Genomic DNA, 11,202 nt, shown 5'->3' with positions numbered 1-11,202 from the left:
TGGCTGACAATACGGTTCATTTGCTCATGTTTTGGAAGGTGAATTTAGTGCGAATCGTTCCGTAAGCCCTTATTACACTGTACTGGAGGCTGGTGTTTGGTTTTTTTCAGGGTCGACTACATAGTGGACTTTTAGCGAGCGGCTTTTAGGAATACCGCGATTTTCTGGCACTTTAAAGAAGCCCTCAAAGCCATCCGCAGTCTGTTTGTTCCAGGTTGTGAAAGTGAATGCCTCCTCGTTTTTAGCAGGTTCTGCATGGATGATTACTGCGCTAGTGAGGAGGCCTAAAAAGAGAATCCCTTTAATAAAAGGGTGATTGAGGATAAAACGCATTGACTACTGTCCTTCCTTAGATCGAATTTTAGTGTTTTATACTTGAAAAATATTGATTGAGCCAGTTGACAATATGATGGGAAATTTTCTTGGGTTTTTCCTCCATGGCGAAATGACCGCAATCCTCAATAGAAAAAGCTTGATAGTTATCGATGTAGTCTTCTAGGCCTGCCTGTAATCCCTGGGGGTTTATGGGGTCTTGTGCTGGCCAAAGATAAAGATAGGGTATGTCTAACGCCCAATGCTGAGGATGTTTTTGCATCTCTTTCCAGGATATGTCCATGGCCCTGTACCAGTTGATTCCGCCATCAAAACCTGTCTTTTGATAGGTATCTACATAAACCCTAAGATCTTTCTCTGAAACAAAGAGAGGCATTTTCTCAGTCTTACTGCTCATCATTGCTGAAAGATCGAGTTTTCTCTCTGGGGAATTTAATGGCAGCTTGGAGAGGTTTTCACTAGTCAGATCCCCCTTTTGAAAAAATGTGCGGAAGAAATTTTCTACATTGTTGTTTAGTAACTCTTCTGGGATTTCAGGTTGCTGCAAAAAATGATTGTATGCAGGCTTATCGATTAATTCATCAGCCCTTGGCCGCACTAAGGGCAGATCTCTTGGGCGAAAGTTGTGCGGTTCCCCAATATCAATCAGGCCGGCACAGCGCTCTGGGAAGAGTAGTGCCATGCTGTCAGCAACAAACTGCCCCCAGTCGTGCCCACAAAACACAGCTTTTTTTAGACCTAAATAGTCCATCATACCTGTGAGGTCATCACATACCTCGGTTATTGAATAAGCAGAAATCTCTTTGGGCGAATCGCTAAGGCCAAATCCACGCAAGTCTGGGGCAATAGCATTAAATCCTGCCTTTGCGGTGGCCTCTAATTGATGGCGCCAAGAAAAAGCGAGTTCAGGGAAACCATGACAAAAGATGACAGGTAACCCCTGGCCAATACTGTAAATAGCGAGTGTGATGTCATTGGTTAGAGTAAAGGTGGGTGAAGGAAAGCGGATATGCTGTTTGTTGTGAGTCAAACCAGTATAGGCATTTTTTGATACTGAAATTCCAGACAAAATAGGCTGAAAAATCAAAGAAAATCTCTTTTAGCCATCGTTCGCTCTTTTGTTTGGGCTTTTAAGGTCTTAATTTGTCGCAAAAATCACCTTTTTGCTAATAGATGGATATTCTTCTTTGGTCAGTCTGGGTCTTGCTGGATAGGCAGGTTATCACAAAAAAACAAGAAAGTTTGAAAAGTATAAGCGGGCCTTAGAGTCTATTCTCATTTGATAAAATTATTACAACAGTACCTGTGCATATTGTGACTATTGGTGTCGAAAGGGGGGAGGTGTTAATTAAAAATGATTGGGAACTAGGTCTACTTCTTTATTAAAGAAAGTCTTGAACTTTTTTGATGATTACGGACGGGTAGATGAGATCAATATAGTCAACTATAAACGATTGCCTGGTTATAGTTTGGTGTTATGTTCTTGGTTGTGAAAAAGGCGTTCTATTCTGCTTAAAGTCTTCTGAAAGACGTTTATCAAAATTTCCTGTGCGGTTATTCTCCGTTTATGTAATTACAGTTTAGGAATTAATGGATTTTCTTGGTTGTATCTGTGACCAAGCATTTGCTGTATTTTGCTTGCTTGTATTGCTGTGAAAGTGTTGCCTTAAGTGTATTGTAAAAATAAATTTTCCTTTTCGCGTATGTTGTTCTGCTTGTCTAATCTTTTATGTGTTAGAGGAGTGCTAAATATTAGTTGAATCACGTGTGTGTTTCACTATGGATAAAATTCATCAAAAAGATATTTCTCCTTGGGTGGATGAGTACCTCCCCAGATTGAGACGATACTTCTCATCTCGGGTAAACTCTGCCGATGTTGATGATCTGGTACAGGAGGTTTTTACTCAATTACATTGGCATGTTCATCAATCCGATATAGAAATTGAAAGCCCAAGAAATTATATTTTTGCAGTTGCTAAAAATCTTTTGATTAGTTACGGCCGATATCAAAAGTCCCGATGTAGAACACTTCATGAGTCACTCTCCCAAGATTTGGAAATTCCTGATGTGATCACGCCTGAGCGTACGGTAATAGGTATGCAGGATTGCCGATGCGTATTGAAGGCGATTTTAGGGTTGCCTCCCCGAGCAGGAACTGCATTTAAATTTCATCGCTTTGAAGGTATGACCTATCAGGATATTGCCGAACGTATGGGAATTTCCAAAGAATCGGTAAAGGAGCTTATTCAGCGCGCACTGATAAAAGTGAGGCGGGCGCTGGAAGAGGTTCCATAGCCTTTCCTGCCGAAAACTCTAATATGCTTGTCATTCGGGTTATGGTAGGCGAGGTAAGGATATTGCTTGACCGGTAAAGATTTCAGGATGCTTCTAGCGTGCCCCAGCAATATTAGTCGAAGAAAAGTGATTCTTCCTCTTTACCGGTAATCAACATAAACATTTTGTTCTTCACTAAAATTACGATGGACTTGTCCTACTTGAAATAAGTGTACATCGCCCTCTTTTTTCACTGTCAATTTTTAAATCTGCTTTTGCTGGCCTGAACTACACTCCTGAAGATTTTTTAGGAGGTGAAAGGTGGTGAAAAATTTGCACTCCTATATTGAAAGTTATCATTTTCATCGATGCTGGATGAAAGGTTGGCTGCAGGAAGATTTGGTCATTGCTTTTGTTTTTTTATGTTAATTTTTGTTGGATTAATCTCTTTGATTTTAGGGGGTGTATATGTAGTAAAAAAGGATTTGCTAGTAGGGGGATATCCCCCCGATAGAAATTGAAATGCGTCTTTAATCTGGTTAGGCCTGAGATAAGGTGGTGTTTGGCTGACAGAAAAATAGAGAAAAATATAATAGAGAGAGTCAGAATGATGATGAGCCTGCGTAAGCAAAAAAAATTGATTGCACAAGCAATTCGTGCCGCCAATCCGCTTAATCAAACCACCCCTTGGTACAGTGCTGCAATAACTTGCCTGGCAATGTTTATTACTCCTTCTGGAGTGCTTGCCCAAGATGGGCAGGATACTGAAAAAAGTAGCCACTCCAAACAGCCTATTGAAGAAGTGACGGTTACGGCCCAGAAAATTGAAGAGAGTCTCCAGGATGTACCTATTGCGGTTTCAGCCCTATCTGGTGACAGCATGGATGCTTTGAAGATTGAGCGTGGTGAGGAGCTGTTGAGAGCAGTGCCAAATGTGAATTTCTCCAAGGCCAATTTCAGTACCTATAACTTTTCCATCCGGGGGGTGGGGACCAAAGCGGTCTCTGCGGCTACGGACCCTGCAGTGGCAGTGAGTTTTAACAACGCGCCATTGATTCGTAATCGGCTATTCGAGCAGGAATTTTTTGATGTGCAGAGGGTGGAAGTGTTACGTGGCCCTCAGGGCACCCTCTATGGCCGCAATGCTACTGCAGGCGTGGTTAACATGCTGCCGATAATGCCGGGTGATGCATTGGATTCAGAGATTAAGGTGGAAATAGGCAATTATAACTCTAAACGCACCAGCGGTATGTTTAATTTGCCTATGAGCGATACTTTAGCCCTTCGTCTCTCCGGTGCTATGACCAAGCGAGATGGTTTTGATAACAATACTTATACCGGAAATGACGTGAACGATCGCGACCTCTATTCCACTCGCGCAATCTTTGAATGGGAACCTGTTGATAATTTTAATGCCAACTTGATCTGGCAGCACTTTGAGGAAGACGATAAGCGCTCCCGTACCGGTAAGCAGCTTTGTACCAAAGATCCTGGTCCCTCTACTATTGGGAATACTAAGCTAACAGGTTTTGCCCCGGTATTTTTCAGCCAGGGTTGTTTACCTGAATCCGTGTATAGTGATAAGGCCTATGACACACCAAATGGTAGAGGATTTGCATTTGTCTTAGTCCCTCAATTTGTTTTTCTGGACAATGGACTTCCTATGGTGGATTGGTATACCGACCCCTATGCCAATGCGGAGCAATCTAGAGATCTGCGCAAGATTTCGACTAGCTATGATCCGGTATTTCGTGCTGAGAATGATTTAGTACAGTTAAATTTCGAATGGGGTCTAGGGAATGCTATCACTTTATTCTCTCAGTCAACTTATGCCAAAGATGATTACTACTCCTCCCAGGATTATAACCGCTACGTATCTGACGCAATTTTTAACGATTCTGGTGAAAATGGTCCGAGCCCTGGTGGTATTTACACTGACCCACAGCTGGGCCCTTCAGAAGGAATATTGGCTGTGGATATCAGCCGCTCAGATAACAAGCAGTGGAGCCAGGAGTTTCGTTTACAAACGAGCTTTGAGGGTCCTTGGAATTTTTCATTGGGTGCTAACTACCTGGATTTTAAAACTCAGGATGACTATTTTGTTTTCAATAATATGTTCAGCATTATCGCTGAATATGTGTACAACGATGTCTATGACCCAGACACGGGTTTATCTTCAGAAAACTGTACAGACCCAACGGCGAAAAATAATGATAAAGATTGTGTTTATGTGGACCCTAATTCACTCGAGAATATCGATGAAGAAGGGCACAACTATTTCCTAAGCCGCAATCTAGTTGAGACACGCTCCTGGGCTCTGTTCGGAGAGGCCTATTGGCAAATTACCAATGATGTGAAGTTAACTACGGGTTTGCGTTATACCGATGATCGCAAGCGCTCTACTCCTGTACCGAGCCAATTATTATTGGGTACTCAGCTGAATTCAGAGACCGGTGAGATTGACTCAGGTGAATTAACTGGAGGCCTCAGCTACCGAGGGTATCCATCGGAAAGCCAAGTTACACAAGATTGGCAGGAGTTTACCGGAAGAGCAATATTGGATTGGCGTACGGACACACCATTTACTGACGATACGATGTTCTATTTCTCCTTTGCACATGGTTATAAGGGAGGTGGTACCAATCCACCTCGTGCCGATATTGATCCTACGGTTGTGCAATTCCAACCTCTTGAAGATGCTTTTGATCCTGAATATGTTAATGCTATTGAGTTTGGTACAAAAAATATTCTTTTAGATGGTAGCCTGACATTGAATGCCAGCGCATTTTATTATGATTATAAGGATTACCAGGTTTCTCAGATCGTCGACCGTATTTCCCTTAATGAAAACTTTGATGCTGAAAGTATGGGGTTGGAGCTGGAGTTGGCTTGGCAACTCAGTAGTAATACTCGAGTCGACATGAATCTAGGGTATTTGAAAACTCGTATTGCGGATGGTGAGGAATCTGTCGATGTGATGAATCGTACCCAGGGCAATGAAGATTGGGTTCTGGTACGCCCCAGTATCCAAGTACCTTCTAATTGCATTGCACCGGTAGAACTGGCTGAGCTTGCAGCAGCTGAAGAAAATGCATTGGCAATCTGGTCATTGTGTTCAGGCTCTGCCCGGTACGGATCATTTACCCCTGAAATTGAAGCTCCACCCTGGTATCGCTGGGATCTTTATTACGGTGTTGATCCCTACAACCCGCTTACCGATGCACCAAATGGAGGGCGAGGTTTTGCGGCAGACTTGAGTGGTAATGAGCTTCCTAATGCTCCGCACTTCACAATAAATTTAGGCATGGAGCACACTATACCTATTCAAGACTGGGATCTTACCCTACGCGCTGATTACTATCGGCAATCTGAGAGTTATGCGCGTGTGTATAACACCGGATATGATCGCCTAAAAGCGTGGAGCAATCTGAATGCCTCTGTTAGTTTGAGTAACCCTAATTCAGAGCTGTATATGCAGCTCTATGTGAAGAACATCTTTGATGATTCGCCTATCACAGACTTGTTTACCAATAGTGATGACTCAGGCCTGACCACTAATGTCTTTACCTTGGAGCCGCGTATAGTCGGCTTTAACATCAGTAAAGGATTCTAATATTTATGGGTCTCTAATTAATTATTACTAATTGGATGATCTATTCTTAAGTACTGCAGCAAACTGAAACGTAATATTTTTTCAGTTTGTTGTAGTATTTTAAATAACTTCGTGTTGCTATTAGGCATCTGTTGGCGATTATCCTTGTGGTCTTCTTGCTATTAGCCTTAGAGGTTTATATAAAAACGGCAGAAATCCCTAAGGAAGATTGCTGATAGGATTAGATGTAGGAGGTGGGTAGTACATAAAGATTTGTTGAGTTCTTATAAAGAAATATCGCTAGCCAAAACTAGCGATATGTCTTGGTCTCAATTAACTGGTTCTCTCTAGGGGACGGTAAAGGATGACTGTGGATTGGTTGAAATGACACCGTTAATAACACAAGCACTCCCACTGCCGGAGCTTGGAATCTGAGCGTTGTTAAAAGTAATTCTTCCATTTCCTTGATTAAATGTGCCCACAAGATCACCCGCGCAATTGCCTGTTACAGCGGCAACAGACACATTCTTTAAAGTAACATTATTGTTGGCATCCCCAACCAATTCGTACGGTAAGTTGTTAAAAGTAACCCTGTTGCACATATTCAAAAAACCTCCTGATAGTGCCAAGCTTCCTACTGATGCATCTGCTCCTGTTGAGTTGACACTACCAGATAGAGAACAGGTGAGCTGAATACCTTTTTTGACTGTTAAGTTTCCAACATTCGCCAGGGCGATAGCGCCAGATGGCGACCAAGTTGCTGCACTAGCCAAACCAGTTAGTCCTGCGGTGGCGATACAGAGAGTGGCTGCAGTAAGGATCTTTTTCATAATAATAATTTCCTCAAACCTAAGTTATATGTTTTTAACGTAGCATCATCGATGGAAAGGAAGTCCTTTCATAATTAAGGACGACGTTGCTGATAAGATGGGGGGAGCCTGGCAGTAAAAATCGACGTGAGATTATTGTTTGTAAGAGTTATTGGTTTTTTGTTGTATAAGATATATGAAACTGAAATTTTGCATATTTTCTTACTTCAAAAGACTATTGGCTTAAAGCTTTTCCATATGCTTTAGATGATTTTGGATTTTTTGTGCTGCATTTGAATTTCAAAGTCAACTTGTTAATAAGTGGTGTGGAAAGGGTAATTGTTTTGTTGTTTGGCGCGATAAATAAAATGGCGCAATATGGTGTGGTTGGGGAGTTTTATAAGTTTGGAAAGGATTGGGTATTTGTAGTTAACTCTACTCTAAATGAGTCCAGATAGACCTTTTATCTTTATTGCTGCTTATTTAAATGTCTTTGGCGCTGGTTAAGCATTTATTGGTGCAATAGTTTTTCTAAAATTCTATATTGATGATTTGCCCGGAATTCTGTCTATTAGATCTGGTGGGTTGACTGAAATAAGCGATCAAAAAATTTATAAACCTGTTAATTGGGTTTTGAATTGATGTAAAATCAGTTGCTATCTTGGGTTTTTAGTTGATATGACTTGTTAAGTTAAGCTCTGTTTTTAAATCCATTTTCGGCCTGAGTCATTTTTGATGATGATTTCAGATCTATTGTGATAAGTTTTTTATATAAGAGGAGTTTGTATGTCGGAGAGGGGTTTTACATTTATATCGGCTTTAATCGCCTTGCTAAGCTATTCAGCTTGTTTTGCTGATGCAGAGAGCTCTGATATTAAGGCAGAAGCTTTATTTGACGCAGCACTTGATAAGGCTATCTCCGAATATAATGTACCAGCTATTTCGTGGGTCTTTGTATCCCCAGAAGAAGTAATCTATCAAGGGGTCAGGGGCACAAGAGTGGTCGGTGGTGAACTTCCAGTTTCTTTTGCCGATCCCATGCATATTGGTTCTAACACCAAAGCGTTTACCGCTTATTTGGCAGCTATTTTTGTCATGAAGGGAAAGATTGATTGGGACACTCATGTTGCCGAAATCTTTCCTGAGATACCGAAAGAGAACGCTAATAACTATGGCCAGGCAACACTTTCTAATCTTCTTTCCCATCGTGCCTGGATAAAACCAATGACTGAGGAGGAAGAATTTTCTGAAATCCCAACTCAATTTATGGATACTAAACTTTCCCCCAAAAAGGCAATGGAGCTTAGGAAGGATTTTGTTTACAAAATGTTGGAGCTTCCTCCCTCACCTGCGGCAGATGGCAAAGAGATCAGATACTCAAATGCTGGATATGTGCTTGCTGCTTCCATGCTAGAAAAGGTTAGCGGTAAGCCCTGGGAGGAGTTGATGACAGAGTTTGTTTTCAAGCCTCTGGAAATTAATGCGATTTTCGGCTGGCCCGGTAAACATGATAGTAGGGGTGTGTATGGGCATATCCCTGGTAAAGACGGTCAACTTGTTCCTGACGATCCTAATGGGGAGAATACCATACCTACTATTCTCGGCCCGGCTGGTGATCTCAGTTTGTCTGCACTGGATTATGAAAAATGGCTTATGGAGAACTTGAGGTGCTTGCAGGGGCAATCTAAAGTATTGACTCAAGAATATTGTCAGTTGTTGCATTTTGGTGAAGCAAAAGATAACCGCTTTCCTATGGGATGGGGCAGTAAGTTCAAAGAAGGGCTGGGGCGAGTCAGTACCCATTCAGGTTCCGGTGGCACTTTCCTAAGCTATGCTTTGATCTTTGCGGATAAAGGGCGTGCAATTGGTGTTACTTTTAATAGTGCAAATGTTGATGCAAACTTAGCCTTTAAGGATATTTACCCCGTTTTTAAAGAAGCCTTGGTGCATGGAGAAAAGTAGCAGGAATTTTCTTGGATAGCCCTCCAAGCCTCTATTTTTATGAATAGCTTCAGATCGTGTTAGTTTCCAGAGTAGACCCCTGGTTAAAAGCAAAACTCTGGAGTTTGTTATTGCGCTGAAAATACATGGTTGTTAATTACTTAGGGGGTATAGCTTAAAGATTGGGTCTTTAATAATTTTGGGATGATTCTGTACCTTCCAAGCCCCTTATAGAGTGCTTGGAAGGTGATGCTTTTCCGTAAAAGGGATGTGAAATGATCCTAGAGACTTTAAAAAAACAAAATATTGGCTGTGCCCCGCCCAAAAAGCCAAGGACATAACGGAAACTGCCAATAACCCCCAATACGATTTCTTGTAACTCTTGCATAAATGGCTACTAAGATTGCTCGGGTTTTCTTTCTGTTAGGCTCTCTGCAGTAATTTCTGCAGCACGGCTAGTCACTGGCGTTCATGATTTCAATTCTATTTACTCGCAAGCCTTCCTAATTGGCTTTTGGTGGCACCGTGCTGGAGAGGCCTGTCAATTTTCTGTACTTAACCGTAGTGAGCCGCTAAAACTCTCTAGGTAGCTAGTGTGACAGGCGGTGTGTTTAAGGATGAGAGAGGCTACTTTGATGAGTTTTTACTCTCCCGACCCTCGATTCCTATTGCTATACTCCGCGCCCCTGAAAGCCCCCTATCTTAATACGGAGAATTTGATGTCTGATTCACAGTGCGACATTGGCTTTATTGGCGCCGGTGTGATGGGTAAGAACCTGATCCTGAACCTGGCCGACAACGGCTATAGGGTCTGCGCCTTCGACCTGGATCACAACCGGCTCAATGCACTGCTGGAGCAGGACAAAAAAGAACGTGGTGATCAACCTGCGCGTATAGAAATCTGTAATTCATACACCGAGTTGTTGGCTAAGGTGAAAGCACCGCACCTGATCATTCTCTCTGTGCCTGCAGGAGCTCCAGTAGATGATGTCTGTAGCAAGCTTCTGGATGCCGGTCTCAAGGCCGATGATATTGTTGTGGATACAGGCAACAGCCTTTGGACCGACTCGGTAGAGCGTGCTAAGCGCTATGAAGGTAAGCTGATTTTCTTCACTACAGCGGTATCCGGTGGTGAGGTGGGTGCGCGTTTTGGGCCGTCTTTGATGCCCAGTGGTGATCGCTACGCCTGGAGTCGTATCGAGCCTGTTTGGCACGCGATCTCAGCCAAGGTAGACAAGGCCAGTGGTCAGCCCATCGAACGCTTTGAGCCAGGTAATCCGGTGAACGAAGGGGAGCCCTGTGCGGCTTATATCGGCCCTATTGGCTCCGGACACTATGTGAAAATGGTGCATAACGGCATTGAGTACGCGGATATGCAAATGATCTGCGAGGCTTACCATGTGATGCGCAGTGCCCTGGCGATGTCACCTTCGGAAATTGCCGAAGTATTCCGTGAGTGGAATCGCGGTCCATTGAACAGCTATCTAATTAATATCAGTGCGGAAGTGCTGTCTACCCTGGATTCCGTTACCGAACAGCCGCTGGTGGATGTGATTCTGGATCGTGCGGGCCAGAAGGGGACAGGCCTTTGGACTGCTATTAGTAGTCTGGAAGTGGGATGCCCGGCGCCTAGCATTGCCGAAGCGGTTTACGCTCGCTCCCTATCTACCCGCAAAACTCTGCGCACTCGTGCCGCAAAGAAACTTAAGGGTCCGGAGCTTACCCAGGTGGCAGCAGAGCAACGCGAGGAGGTTATTCAACAGCTACACGATGCTCTCTATTGTGCCAAGATCTGCGTATACGCTCAGGGCTTTGACCTGATGAAACTGGCTGCGCGAGAGCAGGGCTGGCAGCTGAACTTCTCGGAAATCGCACGAATCTGGCGTGCCGGCTGTATTATCCGCGCGGTATTCCTGCAGTCCATCAGTGATGCCTACAGCCGGGATCCCAAGCTCTCCAACTTGTTATTAGATGACTTTTTTATCCGGCAGATCGCTGACCACCAAGCTAACTGGCGTCAGGCGGTTGCCAGTGCAACCCTGAACGGTATTCCGGTGCCGGCGCTGTCTTCGGCCCTAAGTTATTACGACGCCTTCCGCTCGGAATCCCTGCCTGCCAACTTGTTGCAAGGGCAGCGGGACTTCTTCGGTGCTCATACTTTTTCACGTGTAGATCAGCCTGAGCAGCGCAAATACCATGTGCAGTGGAGTGAACCAGGTCGCCCGGTTGTAGAGATATAGTAGAGATTAAAAA

The 11,202-nt window shown here is 43.5% G+C and carries 7 protein-coding genes; 4 read left to right on the top strand and 3 right to left on the bottom strand.

Annotated features, from left to right (window positions below):
* Positions 1–72 precede the first annotated feature (72 nt).
* Together LC073_RS15660 and LC073_RS15655 are read right to left on the bottom strand one after the other, a co-directional pair.
* Complete coding sequence (locus LC073_RS15660) at positions 73–333, bottom strand: hypothetical protein (protein WP_226648254.1); 261 nt, start codon at positions 331–333, stop codon at positions 73–75.
* Positions 334–361: 28 nt separating this feature from the next.
* Positions 362–1,420, bottom strand: coding sequence for an alpha/beta fold hydrolase (locus LC073_RS15655; protein ID WP_226648253.1), 1,059 nt, complete (start codon positions 1,418–1,420; stop codon positions 362–364).
* A gap of 692 nt (positions 1,421–2,112) precedes the next feature.
* On the opposite strand from LC073_RS15655, the gene LC073_RS15650 reads away from it, so the two are divergent.
* Both LC073_RS15650 and LC073_RS15645 read left to right on the top strand, forming a co-directional pair.
* Positions 2,113–2,628 carry an RNA polymerase sigma factor gene (locus LC073_RS15650; protein WP_226648252.1) on the top strand — a complete coding sequence of 172 codons (516 nt, stop codon included), beginning with the start codon at positions 2,113–2,115 and terminating at the stop codon, positions 2,626–2,628.
* Between the two features lie 586 nt (positions 2,629–3,214).
* Entirely contained in the window at positions 3,215–6,220 is a 3,006-nt protein-coding gene (locus tag LC073_RS15645) for a TonB-dependent receptor (RefSeq protein WP_226648251.1), read from the top strand.
* A 326-nt stretch (positions 6,221–6,546) separates the two neighbouring features.
* Here LC073_RS15645 and LC073_RS15640 read toward each other — a convergent pair whose 3' ends face one another.
* Positions 6,547–7,029: a hypothetical protein gene (locus LC073_RS15640; protein ID WP_226648250.1), complete on the bottom strand. Its 483-nt coding sequence runs from the start codon at positions 7,027–7,029 to the stop codon at positions 6,547–6,549.
* A 765-nt stretch (positions 7,030–7,794) separates the two neighbouring features.
* Here LC073_RS15640 and LC073_RS15635 point away from each other — a divergent pair.
* Together LC073_RS15635 and gndA are read left to right on the top strand one after the other, a co-directional pair.
* On the top strand, positions 7,795–8,970 hold the full coding sequence (locus LC073_RS15635) for a serine hydrolase domain-containing protein (RefSeq protein WP_226648249.1): 1,176 nt from the start codon (positions 7,795–7,797) through the stop codon (positions 8,968–8,970).
* A gap of 698 nt (positions 8,971–9,668) precedes the next feature.
* Complete coding sequence (gndA, locus tag LC073_RS15630) at positions 9,669–11,189, top strand: NADP-dependent phosphogluconate dehydrogenase (RefSeq protein WP_226648248.1); 1,521 nt, start codon at positions 9,669–9,671, stop codon at positions 11,187–11,189.
* Positions 11,190–11,202: the final 13 nt, after the last annotated feature.

The organism is Microbulbifer variabilis (assembly GCF_020524905.1).
Lineage (GTDB): Bacteria > Pseudomonadota > Gammaproteobacteria > Pseudomonadales > Cellvibrionaceae > Microbulbifer > Microbulbifer variabilis_A.
Note: the sequence above shows the minus strand (reverse complement) of the source record. Positions and strands in the feature narration are given on the sequence as shown.

Excerpts from the sequence above, each read along its gene's own strand:
- LC073_RS15660 (WP_226648254.1), bottom strand. The coding sequence starts at position 333 with ATGCGTTTTATCCTCAATCACCCTTTTATTAAAGGGATTCTCTTTTTA.
- LC073_RS15650 (WP_226648252.1), top strand. The coding sequence starts at position 2,113 with ATGGATAAAATTCATCAAAAAGATATTTCTCCTTGGGTGGATGAGTAC.
- LC073_RS15645 (WP_226648251.1), top strand. The coding sequence starts at position 3,215 with ATGATGATGAGCCTGCGTAAGCAAAAAAAATTGATTGCACAAGCAATT.
- LC073_RS15640 (WP_226648250.1), bottom strand. The coding sequence starts at position 7,029 with ATGAAAAAGATCCTTACTGCAGCCACTCTCTGTATCGCCACCGCAGGA.
- LC073_RS15635 (WP_226648249.1), top strand. The coding sequence starts at position 7,795 with ATGTCGGAGAGGGGTTTTACATTTATATCGGCTTTAATCGCCTTGCTA.
- gndA (WP_226648248.1), top strand. The coding sequence starts at position 9,669 with ATGTCTGATTCACAGTGCGACATTGGCTTTATTGGCGCCGGTGTGATG.